We start from the raw sequence: 14,540 nt of genomic DNA, 5'->3' as shown, positions 1-14,540 counted from the left end.
CCTAGGAGAGACCTTGTCACCAGACACTCATTGACACCCGCCATATCCTTGAGAATAAGCTTGCATGGAATACTTTTGGGGAAGGCCTTTCGCGTGTCGATCACACCGGAATCGATCCTGTCTTCGGTCGTGCTCCTGACGGAGCAGCGCAGTCAGAAGCATCTGGAGGATTGCCTGGCCGCCACCCTGGCCGAGCTGGCGCATCTGCCGTTCTGCGGCATCTGCACGCCCATGCCCACCGCCAACGGCATCTTCATCGACTGGGCGGCGATCCGCAGCCGCGACGGCGGCGACCCGCCCGACGAATTGCAGGAGATCGGCGGCGACCCCCTGCTGCTGGACTGCATGGCGCTCGGCACCGAGCGGAGCGAGGTCCTGGCCGACGGGAGCATCCGCCGCGCCCATCCGGTGGTCGACGACCGCGGCAAGGTCTGCGCCTTCCTGGTCACCCGCACCGCCCCCGGCCAGGAGGAACCGGCCGCCCTGATCAAGGGCTTCGTCGCCATCTACCGCAACTACCTGACCATCCTGTGGGACGCGGCCCGCGACACGCTGACCGGCCTGAAGAACCGCAAGACCTTCGACGAGAATTTCAGCGCCATCGTCGCCGACAGCCGCCATATCGACGTGTCGTTCAACGGCAACCGGCGTGAAGCCCACCTGGACGGCCAGCATCACTGGCTGGGCATCATCGACATCGACCGCTTCAAGCGCATCAACGACACCTACGGCCATGTGTTCGGCGACGAGGTGCTGCTGCTGCTGTCGGCGCTGATGCGCAAGGCGTTCCGCAGCGAGGACAAGCTGTTCCGCTTCGGCGGCGAGGAATTCGTCGTCCTGCTGGCCCCCACCACCTTCGCCGCCGCCCAGGCGGTGTTCGAACGCTTCCGCGCCACGGTGGCGGGCTTCGCCTTCCCCGAGGTGGGCCGCATCACCGTCAGCGTCGGCTATGTGCGCATCGATTGCGACGACAAGCCCTCGGTGGTGATCGGCAATGCCGACCGCGCCCTGTACTACGCCAAGGGGCATGGCCGCGACCAGGTCCGCTCGTTCGAGCAATTGGTGGCGGAGGGGGAATTGCCCTTCGAATGCCCCTCCCTCGCCAAGGCCAAGCTATTCTGACTTGACTCTGCTGTCGGGATCAGTATGGTGCGCGCCTCGAGTTTTCATCACCAACGCTGTTCGGGATTTTCGCCATGGCCAAGCCTGCCACCATTCTCATCAAGCTGTTGAGCTCCGCAGGGACGGGCTTCTTCTACGTGGCGAAGAAGAATCCCCGCAAGACGACCGAGAAGCTTGAATTCCGCAAGTACGATCCGGTCGTGCGCAAGCACGTCCAGTTCAAGGAAGCGAAGATCAAGTAGTCGGGCGCCGGCCCTTCGGCCGGCAGCGACAGCAAAGATCGAAGGGCGCCCCATGGGCGCCCTTTTCGTTTTGCCTATGGGCAATGTCATTCCAAGCGCAAGCGAGAGGGCTCGCCCGATGGCCGCCAGGATGGCAGGCTCGGCTGCTTTCTGAAAAAAGTCGCGCCCTATTCCAGGAAGCGTGCCACGGTCTGCAGGAAGTTGGCCACCGAGATGGGCTTGGCGATATAGCCCTCGCAGCCGCCCTCGCGGATCTTTTCCTCGTCGCCCTTCATGGCGAAGGCGGTGACGGCGATCACCGGGATGGACTTCAGCTCCGCGTCGCTCTTCAGCATCTTGGTGATTTCCAGGCCGGAAATCTCCGGCAGCTGGATATCCATCAGGATCAGGTCGGGGCGGTGCTTGCGGGCGATGTCCATGGCCTCGCGGCCATCCTTGGTCTGGATGGTCTCGTAGCCATTGGCCTGCAACAAATCGTTGAATAATTTCATATTCAAGTCATTGTCTTCGACGATCAGCACAGACTTGGCCATGACCTTCCCATTTCCCCATTCAGCCCGAAATGACCCCGATGTCGCAGGCTGCCCTTTGCAGAGGCATCATGGGCAATTCCATGCCCCAAGTCAAATCCGAGCATGATCGCCGGCTAACCACCCGCCCAGCGCCAGCAGCAGCCAGGATGCGGCAAGGCTTATTCCACCAAGGGGCGTAATCATCGGGACCGGCAAGGCACCCCCCAGCGCCTTCAGGTAAAGCGAGCCGGAGAACAGCGCGACGCCGGCGACCATCAGGACGGCGGCGGGACGGAACAGCCGGCGGCGCTCGCCGCAGAACCGCGCCAGAGCCAGCAGAGCGACGGCGTGCAGCAACTGGAACTGGCTGGCCAGCCCCACCCAGCGGGCTGCCTCGCCGTCCATCCCGTGGGAGCCCCAGGCGGCGAACCCGATGGCCATGGCTCCGTTCAGCCCGGCCAGCATCAACCAGACGCCCATGCTATTCTCCTCCTTGACCGACCCGTGCCGCCTCACGAGATAATGAAGCGAGTTTGCCCGGCAAGGGGGGAGTTGGGAATGCCTGTTCCGCACATGCTGTTGGCCCTGGTCCTGGGCCTGATCCTGCTGGCCCCCGGCGCCGGCGCCCAGGAGGTGGGCAAGGTGGTCCGCCTGCAGGGCAGCGCCGAAGCCCGCGAGGCCGCCGCCGCCCGCCCCCTGGCGGTGGGCGACCCCATCCGGCGGGGGGAATCCCTGCGCACCGGCCCCGGCGCCCGCCTGCTGGTCCAGTTCATCGACGGCATGGAACTGACATTGAGCGACGGGGCCGAGATGGCGGTGGCCGCCTTCGCCTGGAACGCCGCCCAGGCGGCGGGCGCGGCGGAACTGGCCCTGGTCGAGGGTTCGTTCCTGCTGCGCACCGGGGCGGTGGGCAAGCTGCCCGATCATCCCCTGACGGTGAAGACGCCGCTGGCCTCGGTGGGGGTGCGCGGCACCCAGTTCTGGGGCGGGCCGCTGGACGATCCGCTCAGCGTGCTGCTGCTCGAAGGCCGCATCGTGGTGACCACGGCGGCCGGCAGCGTCGAGTTGGGAACGCCGGGCGAAGGGACGTCGGTGGCCGGGCCGGGGGGCGCGCCGCTTCCGCCGTCCTTCTGGGGCGACGACCGCATCCGGCGCGCCTTCGCCACGGTCGGCTTCGAAAACTGACGCCTACCGGAACACCACCGTCTTCGAGCCGTTGAGCAGCACCCGGTGCTCGGTGTGCCAGCGCACGGCACGGGCCAGCACCACGTTCTCGATGTCGCGGCCGATGGCCACCAGATCGTCGGGGGTGTGGGTGTGGTCGACGCGCTCGACGCCCTGCTCGATGATCGGCCCCTCGTCCAGGTCGGGGGTGACGTAATGGGCGGTGGCGCCGATGATCTTGACGCCGCGGGAATGGGCCTGGTGATAGGGCTTGGCGCCCTTGAAGCTGGGCAGGAACGAGTGGTGGATGTTGATGGCCTTGCCCTGCAGCCGGGTGCACATGTCGGTGGACAGGATCTGCATGTAGCGGGCCAGCACCACCAGTTCGGCATCGGCGCGCCCGATCACCTCCATCACCCGGTTCTCCTGGGCGGTCTTGTCGTGCTTGTCCACCGCCAGGTAGTGATAGGGGATACCGTGCCATTCGACGATGGAGCGCATGTCCTGGTGGTTGGAGATCACCGCCGGAATCTCGATGGGCAGCGAGCCGGTATGGTAGCGGTGCAGCAGGTCGTTCAGGCAATGCCCGAACTTGGACACCAGGATCACCACCCGGGCCTTGCGCGAGCCGTCATGCAGCTTCCAGATCATCTGGAAGCGGGCCGCCACCTCGGTGAACAGCTTTTCCAACTCGGCCATGGGCGGCGTCATGGCGCCGGCCCCGAACACGATGCGCATGAAGAAGCGCGACGACAGGGGGTCGCCGAACTGGGCCGCCTCGGTGATGAAGCAGTCGTGGGTGCTCAGGAACCCCGAAACCGCCGCCACGATTCCCACCGTGTCGGGGCAGGTGATGGTCAGCACCCAGGCGGGCTTGTCGGCCATGATCAGGCTCCTCTTTCAAATAGATCAAAGGGTTTATCCGACCCGGCGCGGATGGGCAATCCCGCCCTTGCCTTTTCGCCGCAAATGCCCGAAGGTCGCGGGAAATCGTTCCCTCACGGAGCAGGCTTGATGATCACCGTTTACTACAAGTCGGGCAGCGCCCAGTGGAAGTACGAGCTGGAAGATTCCGAGCACGACTACATCATCAAGAACGTCCTCGAGGACAAGCCCGACATGAACGAGATGTTCGAGGACTCGCTGGAGATCCTGCGCGACATCTCGGCCATGGACGAGGACGAGATGGAAGAGGACGACGAGATCGACCAGACCATCGCCGTCTCGTTCCTGTGGCACTACTTCAACAATCTGGCTGAAGACGGCGACCGCATCGAGGGCGATATCGTGCTGATCGAGGACGAGGACGGCACCGGCGTCACCGTGCTGCCCGCCGCCGGCATCGAGGCGGAATAGGCTTTTCGCGCGAAAAAGACCCCCCGGCGCCGGCCGGGGGGTCTTTCTCATGTTTGTGTCGATCGATTCCGATCGACACCGCCCTCAAGCGGCGGGCGGGCGCCTCCGCGCCCTTGCCTCCCGCGGCACCGCGCGCGAAAGCGCGCTAACACATGTTTGCCGGCAAAGCCGGCGCCCGCGCGGCCCCTTGGGCCTAGCCAGAGCTCACTTTGAGTTTTGGGGATATCAGCCCACTTCGGCGCGGTAGATGTTGGCCAGTTCCTCGTCCATCTCGGGATCGACCAGCGAGGCGATGGCGGCCAGCAGGCCCATCTCTTCCTTCTGGATGTGGAAGATCTCGCGCTCGACCAGTTCGGCGCCGGCATCCTTGAACTCGGTCCAGGTGGCGTCGGTGAAGCCGGACTCGGCGGCGGCCACCGCCAAGTCAGCTACCTGCAGCGCCAGCGGCAGGATCGAGCGGTGCTCGTGGGTCAGCATGGTGACGATGCCGGTCTCGCCCTGCTCGACGAACACCTTGAACAGGTGGTTCTCCTCGAAGCCGAAATGGTTTTCCACCTCGGACTTGAGGATGCGGGCCAGCTGCTTGAGCTTGCGGCCCAGCAGGTCGTCCTTGGCCGGCGCCTTCTTGTGGGAGCCGAGCAGCTCGTCCAGCGACTGCAACGCCTCGATGGTGGTCATGTGGGCCTGATGCAGCAGGGCGCCGGTCTGGGTATTCATGGAACGCTATCCTTGTTGAGCGGCCGCAGCGGCGGCGGCGGCCATGTGGGACCGATACCGGCGCAACACCTCCACGGTGTAGACGCCGAACGCGACGGCACCGGCCAGACCGGCGATCAGGCCCAGCCGCAGCGGCCAGACCCAGCCGCCGGCCAGGGCGGTGGAAACCAGGACCAGGGCGGCCACATGGCAGCCCAGGTGAATATCGACCGGCAGCTTGGGCGCAAGGTGCGACAGCAACGCCGGCTTGCCACCCAGGGCCGAGGAATGCATGGAGGCCAGGAATGGCATGATCCGCTGCAGGATCGCCGTGACGAAGGACAAGAGCCAGCCGAACACCAGCAGAAAGCCCCACAGCCCCGCCCAGGGGTCGAGCGGCGCGCCCAGCGCCGGGGCCAGCCCGGCCAGCAGGCTGAGCGGCAGCAGCGCCCAGGCGACCCACACCATGCGGAAGAACGGCTCCAGGCGCTTCTTCATGCGGGTCTTGAGGCTGGCCAGCATGCCGCGCAGATAGACCGCCGTGGCGGCCAGCCCCAGCAGGATCCCTAAGGCGGCGGCCGGACCGAACCCGGCCAGGGCGCCCCCCGCCCCCACCGCCAGGCCCAGCCCCGACAGCAGCGCCGTCCGCTTGCCCACCACGTCGGGAACCGCCGAGCCCAGCACGAACATGGGGATCAGCACGTAGGAGAAGCCCAGCGCCAGCATGCCCATGAAGCCGTAGCCGGCCAGCACCGCGTGGGCGGCGGCCGCCGCCCCGTGATCGGGCAGGAAGCCCTTGGTGAAGTCGATGACCAGCAGCAGCCCGAGAACGGCGAGGCCGATCAGCGAGGCCACCGCCAGCCAGGCGTGGCGGGTGACGCCGGGCAGGTCGCCCACCTTGCGCAGGTTGGCCCCCACCAGGCCGCCGAACAGGACCAGACCGGCGACGCTGAGGGTCGCGCCGGCATGCTGGACCCAGGCGACGGCATGGGCCAGGCCGCCGGCGAACAGCGCCACGCCGGGGACATAGAGGATGAACATCAGCTTGATGGCCCAGATGGGGCCGAGAGGGCGCCGCGTCGCCACCGGCAGCAGCTGGATGGCGGCCCCCATGGCGGTCATGGCCAGGGTGCCCAGCGTGATCAGGTGCAGCGCCGCCAGAACCATGCCCTGGCCACCGGCAAAGCCGAGGATGCCGTCATTGCCGACCAGCAGCAGCACCCAGGCCAGCAGGTGGAAGGCCGCCGCCGCCACGAAGAAGCGGTAGGGGACGGAGGGAGGCAGGAGGCGGTCCTTCGCCCCCATCATGAAGCTGCCGGGAAACATCAGCTCATCCGCTCCAGCCACAGCCTGACATTGACCACCTCGCTGGAAACCCGGGCGATGCGCCAGCCGCGCTCAGCCAGTTCGGGGGCGAGGAAATGGGGTTCGCGCTCGTGGTGGACCACCACGGTCTCGCCCGGACCGGCGCGTTCGATCAGCCGCAGGATGGCCAGCATGGGATTGGGCGGCGTCAGCTTGCGCACGTCGATGTGCAGCCCGTCCTCCTCGCGCCAGGTCATGGCGCCCTCGGGCCCCACGTCCACCTCGGCGCCGCTTTCCCAATCCACGCCGCCATCCAGGTGGAAAAATACCCGCCAATGGCCCTCATTGAGCTTGCGGCCATAGGACGAGAAACCCCGCCCGGCCAGGATGCGCCGCAGCGGCGACGGATTGAAGGGCGCGTCGATCACCAGGGAGCCGCCGAATTCGATCCCCGAGGCGGCTTCCATGACGGTGGCGAAGGGATCGACGCCCTGGGCCAGCAGTGAGCGGACGTCCAGCGGCGAGGCGTCGAGCGCCAGGGACAGCCATTCCGGCGGCCCTCCAGCCTCGTTGATCACCGCACTCGCCACGTCACCGGCCATCATGAACACCTTCCGCAAGGGTGATCCACAAGCTGCCCCTACGACCAAGGTCCCGCCTTGACGTTTGTTAAGCTGAGTTTTTATGTGCGGATTGGAGGCATTTGCGGCACCGTCATCCCGGTCCGGGTGGCGCTATTCCCCGCCGCCCTCGCGCACCATGCGGCGCAGGGCCTCCACATCGGTGATCTCCACCTCGCGGCCATGGGTCTCGACGCCGAAGGCCTTGAGGCGGTTCAGGGCGCGCGACAGGCTTTCCGGCGCGATGCCGATGCGGCTGGCCAGCACCGCCTTGGTCAGCGGCAGGCGCACCTTGCCCGAACCGTCGGCCCCCGCCTTGGCGGCCAAAGCCAGCAGGAAGGTGGCGAGGCGCTGGCCCGGCGACTTGCTCTTCAACTCGCTGATCTCGTGGACCAGGCGGAACTGCCATTGGGACAGGCCGCCCAGCAGCAGCAGACCCAGCGAGCGGTTGTCGGCCAGGCGCTTGAGGAACAGCGAGGCGGGTACGTGCACCAGCCTCGACCCGGCCATCACCTCGGCGTTCAGGGGAAAGATGCCCGACGAGAAGATGGCGGCCTCGGCGAACGACACGATGGGGTCGAACACCTCGATGATGGACTGGTCGCCGGTCTCGGTCAGGGCGAAGACGTTGACCCGACCCTCCAGCAGGATGAAGAAGCGGTCGGCCTTGTCGCCCTGGCTGAACAGCAGCTCGGTCTCGGGATAGGCGGCGGAATGGGCGCCGTCCATCAGCAGGGCGAGATCGGTGGGCGACAGCCCGGCCAGCAGGGGGGCCTTGGCGACGAGATCCAGTTCGGCGGCGCTCAGTCCCATCGGCCTTATCCCACCTCTTCTTCGGCGCAGAATTCGCGCAACCGGGCCACGTCGGCGATGACCACCAGATTGTCGGGCAGGGACTCGACCCCGATGCGCCCCAGCTTGCCCAACGCGCGGGACAGGCTTTCCGGCTTCATGCCCAGCTGGTCGGCCACCAGCTTCTTGTCGTAGGGAAAGCGCAGCTCGGCCTTGCCGTCCTCGGCCTCCACCATGGTCAGCAGGAAGGACCCCAGGCGCTGGGCGGTGGTCTTCAGCTTCAGCTCGGCGATCTGGCGGACCAGCATGCGCAGGCGGAAGCTCATGGTGGTCAGCATGTGCAGCGTGATGTCCAGGCGCTCTTCCAGGCGGGCACGGAATGACGGGGCCGGAATGGCCAGCAGGGTCGCCCCGGTCAGCACCCGCGCGGTCATGATGTAGCGGCCGGGGCCGAACATGGCGGCATCGGCCAGCACGGTGGCGCGCCGCGCCACCTCGACCACGCTCTTCTTGCCGTCCACCTCCAGCGACAATTCGACGTGGCCGTCCAGCACCACGTAGAAGCGCTCCACCGGGTCGCCCTCGCGGTAGAGCAGGTGCTCGTGCCCCAGAACCAGCAGTTCGGCGCCGTCAAGAAGCGCGCGCACGTCCTTCTCGGCCAGGCCGGTGAACAGCGGCGCGAATTGCAGTTGCAGTAGCACCTCGCGGTCGAGTGCCTGCGTCATTACGGATTCCCTCGTGTGACTCCGGTCAATCGGGGGGCACCGTACGACGAAGTGCCGGACGGTTCCAGCCCCTAAATACGTCCCCTTGCCGGAGGTCCAGTGGAGGTCTAAGTATGCAGCTGACTCACCTTCCGAACCAGGCACCATGACCGGCAACCCCCATCTTCCCATCGGCATCTTCGATTCCGGCGTCGGCGGACTGACCGTGCTGAAGGCGGTGCGCGAGCGCCTGCCCGGCGAATCGCTGATCTATCTGGGCGACACGGCGCGGCTGCCCTACGGCACCAAGAGCGCCCAGACCGTGGCGGCCTACGCCCTGGAAGCCACCCGCAAGCTGGTCTCCTACGGCATCAAGGCGCTGCTGGTAGCCGACAACACCTCGTCGGCCCATGCGCTGGACGATCTGCGCGCCGCCTTTCCCGGCCTGCCGGTGGTCGGCGTGGTGGAGCCCGGCGCGGCCGCCGCGGCGGCGGCCTCGGCGCGGGGCCGCATCGTGGTCATCGCCACCGAAAGCGCCGTGCAGGCCGGCACCTATCCCCGCGCCATCCTGCATTCGCGCCCCCACGCCCAGGTGACGCAACTGCCCTGTCCGCTGTTCGTCTCCATGGTCGAGGAGGGGCTGGTGGACGGCCCCATCGCCGAGCAGATCGCCCGGCACTATCTCGACCCGCTGTTCAGCGGCCCCGATTCCGCCGACTGCCTGCTGCTGGGCTGCACCCACTTCCCCGCTCTGGCGCCGCTGTTCCGCCGACTGCTGGGCCGCGACGTGGCCGTGGTGGATTCCGCCTCGACCACCGCCATGGTGCTGGAAGACCTGCTGTCGCTCCGCAACCTCAAGGCCGAGGGCGGCGCGGCGACGGTGCGCTACCTCGCCACCGACGCGCCGGAGCGCTTCGCCCGGGTGTCGAAGGTCTTCGTGCCCTGGATCATCAAGGAAGCCGAGGTCGAATCCATCGACCTCGGGTAGCCCGCCATTCCGCCCCCCCGGGCTTGACCCGGGGGGCGGAGACGGGGTTGGCTCAGCCCCCCGCCGCCTTCAGGGCGGCACGGGCCTGGGTCAGGCGGGCATAGAGGTCGTGGCAGGATGCCGCCACCGCCGGGATCTTCTCCCAGCCGAGGGGCAGGTCCTCGGACAGGTCGTGCAGGTCCATCTTGGCCTGGGTCGCCTGGGCGCTCAGTGTCCTGACCTCGGCCTTGAGGGCTTCGACGTCGCTCATGATGCGGGAAACTCCGGTATGAGGGGCGTGGCGGCAGGGCGAGTGTAGCCCGGCCCCACCCGCCCCATCAACCGGCGAGACGGTAGGGCTGCCCCGCGTCAACGGGGCGTACCGGCCGGGATGCCGTCATGGGGGCGGCCTCGACGGCCTCCACCCGGGTGCGGAAGCAGGACAGGCACCACAGAACCGGGGCGAGAACCCGCTCACGCACCACGGAGTGCCGGGTCCGGCGGCCGCAATGGGGGCAATGGCAATATTCGTCCTGGGTCGGGATCATGATGGTCCGGTCGTCCTTGTTTCGCTTCGGGATTCCTAGAGCCACCGGGCCTCGCCGACAAGCGAAGGTTCCGTGACGCTTGGTCCCGTCCAAGCATTCTAGGTACGATTACGGCAAACCTGAGGCGAGCCGCGACCGTGCATATAAATATAAAGATATATATGACAAACATCAAGCCCGCACTTCGGTAAATACCTATTGCGGCGGCATCCTCACCGCGCCGTCCAGGCGGATGGCGCTGCCGTTGAGCATGGGATTGTCGCAGATGGCCAACACCATCCTGGCGAATTCCTCGGGCCGCCCCAGGCGATGGGGGAACAGGGTGGAGGCCACCAGATTGTCCATCACCTCATCGGGCATGCCGGCCAGCATGGGGGTCTCCATGTAGCCCGGCGCCACCGCCATGACCCGGATGCCCAGGGGGGCGAATTCGCGGGCGGCGGGCAGCGACAGGGCGGCCACCCCGCCCTTGGACGAGGCATAGGCGCACTGGCCCACCTGCCCGTCCCAGGCGGCGATGGAGGCGGTGTTGACGATGACGCCGCGCTCGCCGCCGTCCAGGGGCTCCAGTTCGGCCATGTCGGCGGCGGCCAGACGCATGACGTTGAAGGTGCCGATCAGGTTGACCCCTATCACCCGGGCATAGGTCTCCAGCGGCATGGGCCCCTTGCGCCCCACCACCTTGCCCGGCGTCACCACGCCGGCGCAGCTGACCGCGATGCGGGCCGGGCCGTGGGCGTCGCGCGCCTTGGCCAGGGCGGCCAGGGTCGAGGCCTCATCGGTGACGTCGCATTGGGCGAAGACTCCGCCGATCTCCTGGGCGGTGGCCTCGGCGTTGGCGGCGTTGATGTCGAACACCGCCACCTTGGCGCCGGCCTGGGCCAGGGCGCGGGCGGTGGCCTGCCCGAGGCCCGAGCCGCCGCCGGTGACGATGGCGGCCAATCCGTTGACGTTCATTGTCTTTCCCCTGTCAGAAGGTAAGGTCGCCGCCGGCCGGAACCTTGTCGAAGACCGCCAGCACCTGGGCTTGCGCCCCCGCCGGATTCCAGGCGGGCGCGTTGTCGCGGTCGATCAGCAGGGCACGGATGCCCTCGACGAAGTCATGGGCCGGGGCCAGGGCCAAAGCGAGGCGGAACTCCATGCGCATGCACTCGTCGAAGGTGAGCCGCGCGCCGCGCCGGATCATCTCGAAGCTGACCGCCACCAGATGGGGCGACTTGGATTTCAGCACGCCCAGGGTCTCGGCGGCGAAGGGATCGCTCTCGCCCTCCAGGGCGGCGATCACCTCGGCCAACGTCGCCTTGCCGAAGCAACGGTCGATCAGCTCCCGCTTGCCGTCGATGGCCGCCGGGCCGGGGTCGCTGGCGAAACCGTCCAGCGTCGCCTTCACTTCGGCGGCGTCACGGGCCTCGGACAGCGCCTCGACCAGGGCGGGCAGTTGGGCGCTGTCGACGTAATGGGTGGCGACGCCCACATGCAGGGTGTCGGCGGCCTTCAGCCTTGCCCCGGTCAGGCCGAGATACATGCCGATGCTCCCCGGAAGCCGGGGCAGGAAGTACGAGCCGCCCACGTCGGGAAAGAAGCCGATGCCGGTTTCCGGCATGGCGAACAGGGTGCGTTCGGTGGCGACGCGGTACAGCCCGTGCACCGAGACGCCGACACCGCCGCCCATGACGATGCCGTCGATCAGCGCCACATAGGGCTTGGGGCTGGTGTGGATGCGGCGGTTGAGCCGGTATTCGTCGCGGTAGAAGGCGGTGACGTAGTCCAGGTCGCCGGCCTTGCAGGCCTCGTACAACTGTTTGATGTCGCCGCCGGCGCAGAAGGCCTTGTCGCCCGCCCCCTCGATGGTGATGCAGGCGATTTCGGAATCGGCCGCCCATTGGTCGAGGCGGGGATGCATGGCGTGCACCTGATCGAGCGTCAGGGCGTTCAGCGCCTTGGGGCGGTCGAGGATGATGCGGCCCAGATGGCCGGCACCGTCGAAATGGATTTCAGAGGTCATTGCAGACTGGCCTTCCACATCTCGGCGTAAGAGTCGCGCAGCACGTTCTTCTGCACCTTGCCCATGGCGTTGCGGGGCAGTTCGGCGACCACCACCGCCTGCTTGGGAACCTTGTAATTGGCGAGCCGGCCCTTCAGCGCGTCGATCACCCCTTCGGCGGTGAGCGCCGCGCCCTTTTCCGCCACCACGACGGCCAGCCCGGCCTCGCCGAAATCGGGGTGCGGCATGCCGATTACGGCGGATTCCACTACGCCGGCCAAGCGGTCGATGAAGTCCTCCACCTCCTTGGGATAGACGTTGTAGCCGCCCGAGATGATCAAATCCTTGGCCCGGCCGACAATGGAGACGTAACCCCGTTCGTCGATGACGCCCACGTCGCCCGACTTGAAGAAGCCGTCGCCGGTGAACTCGGCCTTGGTCTTCTCGGGCATGTTCCAGTAGCCCTTGAAGATGTTGGGTCCCTTGACCTCGATGATGCCCACTTCGCCCCGGGGCAGCACCTGCCCCTCCTCGCCGGTGATGCGCAATTGCACGTCGGGCAGCGGAAAGCCCACCGTGCCGGCCCGGCGGTCACCGACCAGCGGGTTGGAGGTGAACATGCCGCCCTCGGTCATGCCGTAACGTTCCAGGATGGTGAAGCCGGTCTTTTCCCGGAAGGCGTTGAAGGTCTCCTCCAGCAGCGGCGCCGAGCCGGAGATGAACAGCCGCATGTGGGAGCAGGCCTCCGGCGTCAGGTTGGGGCTGGTCAGGAAGCGGGTGTAGAAGGTGGGCACCCCCATAAACACCGTGGCGCGCTTGAGCAGCCCGATGGCCTGTTCGGCATCGAATTTGGGGCAGAAGATCATGGCGCTGCCGTTCAAGAGCACGCAGTTGATGGCCACGAACAGCCCGTGGGTGTGGAAGATGGGCAGGCAGTGCAGCAGCACGTCGTCGGGGGCGAAGCCCCACAGCGCATGCAGGGTCAGCGCGTTGGAGCCGAGATTGGCGTGGCTCATCATGGCGCCCTTGGGCCGCCCGGTGGTGCCCGAGGAATAAAGGATGGCCGCCATGTCGTCGCCGCCCCTGGGCGCCGTGGTGAAAGTCTCCGCCAGCCCCCCGGCCCGTTCGGGCAGGGTGCCGTCGCCGGTGGCGCCCAGCGTCATGACGCAGGCCGTGATGCCCGCCGCGACGGCAAGGCCTTCCAGTTCGGCCAGGCGGTGCGGCTGGCACACCACGGCGGCCGGCGAAGCGTCGGACAGGAAGTATTCCAGCTCACCCGCCTGATAGGCGGTGTTCAAGGGCAGCAGCACCGCCCCGGCCCGCAGACAGGCGAGGTACAGCACCACCGCCTCGGCCGACTTGTCCACCTGCACCGCCACCCGGTCGCCCGGCCGGACCCCGGCCGCCGCCAGGGCGTGGGCATAGCGGGCGCTCATCGCCTCCAGGTCGCCGTAACTGACGGCGCGTCCGCCGGGGACCTCGATGAACGTGCGCGACCGGTCGGCGGGAAAGCGCGAGCGGAACAGCTCGAACAGATTGTCGGTCATTGGGGCGCTCTCCCTTCGTCACGGAACCCGGAGTACGGCGATACCATATGGGCATGCCGGGCGCCATAGCTTTGTATCCAAGAATAGCATTCAGTGGATACAAGCCTACGCCATGATGGACACGAACTCGGCGAAGATGTCGGCCTGGATGGTGACGTGCTTGCGCATCACCGCCTGGGCGCGCTCGGGATCGGCGGCGACGATGGCGGCCACCACTTCGGCATGCTCGGCCAGCGAGCCGTCGACGCGGCCGGGATGGTTGAGCTGGTAGCGGCGATAGGGCGCGAGACGGGCGAACAGCGAACGCGCCATCTCCTTCAGCACCTCGTTGTGGCTGCCGTCGTAGACGGCGTCGTGGAAGGCGCGGTTGACGGCGTAATAGCCATCCAGGTCGCGGGCCTCGCACAGGGCCTCGGCCTCCGCCACCATGGCGGAAAGCCGGGCTTTCTCGTCGGGGGACATGCGCCGCGCGGCATAGCGGGCGCACAGGCCCTCCACATCGCTCATCACCTCGAACATCTGCACCATGCGATGGAGGTCCAGGGGCGCCACCACGGCCCCCTGGCGCGGCTTTTTGACCACCAGGCCGGAATAGACCAGTTGCAGGATGGCCTCGCGCACCGGGGTGCGCGACAGGCCGAAGCGAGCCGCCAGGCTTTCCTCGTCCAGGCGGGTGCCGGGACGCAGAACACCTTGGAAGATCTCCTTCTCGATCACCTGGCGGATCTCCTCGGCCCGGGTCGCCGGCTTCTTCTGGTCGCTCATCGGGCCTCCAAACCCCTGATCGTGGCGCAACGGAGTATACATCTCCGCCGGGCGCTGTCTAAGCTCAATCCGCATCTCGGACACAAAACTTCGCATCACGTATACAAGAGATGGACCCGGCGCATCCCATGTGATAATTCCATACCCATCGGGACCGTTCACCGGTACCCTTGCGAACAACAACCGGGGCGATAGATCCCGGCTCAGGGATACGAA

General features: G+C 67.0%; 19 protein-coding genes. 5 read left to right on the top strand and 14 right to left on the bottom strand.

Annotation, left to right across the window (positions count from 1 at the left end; translation table 11 throughout):
- Positions 1-93: 93 nt before the first annotated feature.
- Both H261_RS15650 and rpmG read left to right on the top strand, forming a co-directional pair.
- Positions 94-1,122 carry a GGDEF domain-containing protein gene (locus H261_RS15650; RefSeq protein ID WP_235062949.1) on the top strand — a complete coding sequence of 343 codons (1,029 nt, stop codon included), beginning with the start codon at positions 94-96 and terminating at the stop codon, positions 1,120-1,122.
- 74 nt (positions 1,123-1,196) lie between these two features.
- The gene (rpmG, locus tag H261_RS15645) at positions 1,197-1,364 is read left to right on the top strand and encodes a 50S ribosomal protein L33 (protein ID WP_008619335.1); all 168 of its coding nucleotides are present in this window, start codon (positions 1,197-1,199) and stop codon (positions 1,362-1,364) included.
- Between the two features lie 167 nt (positions 1,365-1,531).
- Here the strand turns inward: rpmG and H261_RS15640 are convergent, their stop codons facing one another.
- Positions 1,532-1,897, bottom strand: coding sequence for a response regulator (locus tag H261_RS15640; protein ID WP_008619334.1), 366 nt, complete (start codon positions 1,895-1,897; stop codon positions 1,532-1,534).
- Between the two features lie 90 nt (positions 1,898-1,987).
- On the bottom strand, positions 1,988-2,356 hold the full coding sequence (locus H261_RS15635) for a DUF423 domain-containing protein (RefSeq protein WP_008619333.1): 369 nt from the start codon (positions 2,354-2,356) through the stop codon (positions 1,988-1,990).
- A 78-nt stretch (positions 2,357-2,434) separates the two neighbouring features.
- Here H261_RS15635 and H261_RS15630 point away from each other — a divergent pair, with 78 nt between their 5' ends.
- Positions 2,435-3,061 (top strand): FecR family protein, encoded by a 627-nt coding sequence (locus H261_RS15630; RefSeq protein ID WP_152426905.1) that lies wholly within the window; start codon positions 2,435-2,437, stop codon positions 3,059-3,061.
- 3 nt (positions 3,062-3,064) lie between these two features.
- Here the strand turns inward: H261_RS15630 and purU are convergent, their stop codons facing one another.
- On the bottom strand, positions 3,065-3,925 hold the full coding sequence (purU, locus tag H261_RS15625; protein ID WP_008619329.1) for a formyltetrahydrofolate deformylase: 861 nt from the start codon (positions 3,923-3,925) through the stop codon (positions 3,065-3,067).
- A 129-nt stretch (positions 3,926-4,054) separates the two neighbouring features.
- Here purU and H261_RS15620 point away from each other — a divergent pair, with 129 nt between their 5' ends.
- Positions 4,055-4,396: a hypothetical protein gene (locus H261_RS15620; RefSeq protein WP_008619328.1), complete on the top strand. Its 342-nt coding sequence runs from the start codon at positions 4,055-4,057 to the stop codon at positions 4,394-4,396.
- A 225-nt stretch (positions 4,397-4,621) separates the two neighbouring features.
- Here the strand turns inward: H261_RS15620 and H261_RS15615 are convergent, their stop codons facing one another.
- The 5 genes from H261_RS15615 to H261_RS15595 all read right to left on the bottom strand — a co-directional run bounded on the left by H261_RS15615 (position 4,622) and on the right by H261_RS15595 (position 8,534).
- Entirely contained in the window at positions 4,622-5,113 is a 492-nt protein-coding gene (locus tag H261_RS15615) for a hemerythrin domain-containing protein (RefSeq protein ID WP_008619327.1), read from the bottom strand.
- Positions 5,114-5,119: 6 nt separating this feature from the next.
- Positions 5,120-6,418 carry a hypothetical protein gene (locus H261_RS15610; protein ID WP_008619325.1) on the bottom strand — a complete coding sequence of 433 codons (1,299 nt, stop codon included), beginning with the start codon at positions 6,416-6,418 and terminating at the stop codon, positions 5,120-5,122.
- Positions 6,418-7,002: a DUF2249 domain-containing protein gene (locus H261_RS15605; RefSeq protein WP_235062948.1), complete on the bottom strand. Its 585-nt coding sequence runs from the start codon at positions 7,000-7,002 to the stop codon at positions 6,418-6,420. The genes H261_RS15610 and H261_RS15605 overlap by 1 nt, the downstream gene beginning before the upstream one ends.
- 129 nt (positions 7,003-7,131) lie before the next feature.
- Entirely contained in the window at positions 7,132-7,830 is a 699-nt protein-coding gene (locus tag H261_RS15600) for a Crp/Fnr family transcriptional regulator (RefSeq protein ID WP_008619322.1), read from the bottom strand.
- A 5-nt stretch (positions 7,831-7,835) separates the two neighbouring features.
- Positions 7,836-8,534: a cyclic nucleotide-binding domain-containing protein gene (locus tag H261_RS15595; protein WP_008619321.1), complete on the bottom strand. Its 699-nt coding sequence runs from the start codon at positions 8,532-8,534 to the stop codon at positions 7,836-7,838.
- 145 nt (positions 8,535-8,679) lie between these two features.
- Between H261_RS15595 and murI the strand changes: the two genes are divergently transcribed.
- A complete protein-coding gene (gene murI / locus H261_RS15590) occupies positions 8,680-9,501 on the top strand; it encodes a glutamate racemase (protein ID WP_008619320.1) in 822 nt (273 codons plus the stop codon).
- Positions 9,502-9,553: 52 nt separating this feature from the next.
- On the opposite strand, the gene H261_RS15585 is transcribed toward murI, so the two are convergent.
- The 6 genes from H261_RS15585 to H261_RS15565 form a co-directional block, all read right to left on the bottom strand.
- A complete protein-coding gene (locus H261_RS15585; RefSeq protein WP_008619319.1) occupies positions 9,554-9,751 on the bottom strand; it encodes a CCE_0567 family metalloprotein in 198 nt (65 codons plus the stop codon).
- A 67-nt stretch (positions 9,752-9,818) separates the two neighbouring features.
- Entirely contained in the window at positions 9,819-10,028 is a 210-nt protein-coding gene (locus tag H261_RS23950; protein ID WP_081608967.1) for a hypothetical protein, read from the bottom strand.
- Between the two features lie 195 nt (positions 10,029-10,223).
- Positions 10,224-10,985, bottom strand: a complete 762-nt coding sequence (locus H261_RS15580; protein ID WP_008619317.1) for an SDR family NAD(P)-dependent oxidoreductase — start codon at positions 10,983-10,985, stop codon at positions 10,224-10,226.
- A 13-nt stretch (positions 10,986-10,998) separates the two neighbouring features.
- The gene (locus H261_RS15575) at positions 10,999-12,033 is read right to left on the bottom strand and encodes an enoyl-CoA hydratase/isomerase family protein (protein ID WP_008619316.1); all 1,035 of its coding nucleotides are present in this window, start codon (positions 12,031-12,033) and stop codon (positions 10,999-11,001) included.
- Positions 12,030-13,559 carry a malonate--CoA ligase gene (locus tag H261_RS15570; protein ID WP_008619315.1) on the bottom strand — a complete coding sequence of 510 codons (1,530 nt, stop codon included), beginning with the start codon at positions 13,557-13,559 and terminating at the stop codon, positions 12,030-12,032. Before H261_RS15570 ends, H261_RS15575 begins: the two co-directional genes overlap by 4 nt.
- Before the next feature lie 105 nt (positions 13,560-13,664).
- On the bottom strand, positions 13,665-14,324 hold the full coding sequence (locus H261_RS15565; RefSeq protein ID WP_008619314.1) for a GntR family transcriptional regulator: 660 nt from the start codon (positions 14,322-14,324) through the stop codon (positions 13,665-13,667).
- Positions 14,325-14,540 lie beyond the last annotated feature (216 nt).

It is taken from the genome of Paramagnetospirillum caucaseum, from assembly GCF_000342045.1.
Lineage (GTDB): Bacteria > Pseudomonadota > Alphaproteobacteria > Rhodospirillales > Magnetospirillaceae > Phaeospirillum > Phaeospirillum caucaseum.
This window is presented reverse-complemented; position numbering and strand designations above follow the sequence as displayed.

Bases quoted from the DNA above. Each gene is read 5' to 3' on its own strand.
- H261_RS15610 (WP_008619325.1), bottom strand. From the start codon at position 6,418: ATGTTTCCCGGCAGCTTCATGATGGGGGCGAAGGACCGCCTCCTGCCT.
- H261_RS15580 (WP_008619317.1), bottom strand. From the start codon at position 10,985: ATGAACGTCAACGGATTGGCCGCCATCGTCACCGGCGGCGGCTCGGGC.
- H261_RS15575 (WP_008619316.1), bottom strand. From the start codon at position 12,033: ATGACCTCTGAAATCCATTTCGACGGTGCCGGCCATCTGGGCCGCATC.
- H261_RS15640 (WP_008619334.1), bottom strand. From the start codon at position 1,897: ATGGCCAAGTCTGTGCTGATCGTCGAAGACAATGACTTGAATATGAAA.
- H261_RS23950 (WP_081608967.1), bottom strand. From the start codon at position 10,028: ATGATCCCGACCCAGGACGAATATTGCCATTGCCCCCATTGCGGCCGC.
- H261_RS15565 (WP_008619314.1), bottom strand. From the start codon at position 14,324: ATGAGCGACCAGAAGAAGCCGGCGACCCGGGCCGAGGAGATCCGCCAG.
- purU (WP_008619329.1), bottom strand. From the start codon at position 3,925: ATGGCCGACAAGCCCGCCTGGGTGCTGACCATCACCTGCCCCGACACG.
- murI (WP_008619320.1), top strand. From the start codon at position 8,680: ATGACCGGCAACCCCCATCTTCCCATCGGCATCTTCGATTCCGGCGTC.
- rpmG (WP_008619335.1), top strand. From the start codon at position 1,197: ATGGCCAAGCCTGCCACCATTCTCATCAAGCTGTTGAGCTCCGCAGGG.
- H261_RS15585 (WP_008619319.1), bottom strand. From the start codon at position 9,751: ATGAGCGACGTCGAAGCCCTCAAGGCCGAGGTCAGGACACTGAGCGCC.
- H261_RS15635 (WP_008619333.1), bottom strand. From the start codon at position 2,356: ATGGGCGTCTGGTTGATGCTGGCCGGGCTGAACGGAGCCATGGCCATC.
- H261_RS15600 (WP_008619322.1), bottom strand. From the start codon at position 7,830: ATGGGACTGAGCGCCGCCGAACTGGATCTCGTCGCCAAGGCCCCCCTG.
- H261_RS15595 (WP_008619321.1), bottom strand. From the start codon at position 8,534: ATGACGCAGGCACTCGACCGCGAGGTGCTACTGCAACTGCAATTCGCG.
- H261_RS15570 (WP_008619315.1), bottom strand. From the start codon at position 13,559: ATGACCGACAATCTGTTCGAGCTGTTCCGCTCGCGCTTTCCCGCCGAC.
- H261_RS15630 (WP_152426905.1), top strand. From the start codon at position 2,435: ATGCCTGTTCCGCACATGCTGTTGGCCCTGGTCCTGGGCCTGATCCTG.
- H261_RS15605 (WP_235062948.1), bottom strand. From the start codon at position 7,002: ATGATGGCCGGTGACGTGGCGAGTGCGGTGATCAACGAGGCTGGAGGG.
- H261_RS15615 (WP_008619327.1), bottom strand. From the start codon at position 5,113: ATGAATACCCAGACCGGCGCCCTGCTGCATCAGGCCCACATGACCACC.
- H261_RS15620 (WP_008619328.1), top strand. From the start codon at position 4,055: ATGATCACCGTTTACTACAAGTCGGGCAGCGCCCAGTGGAAGTACGAG.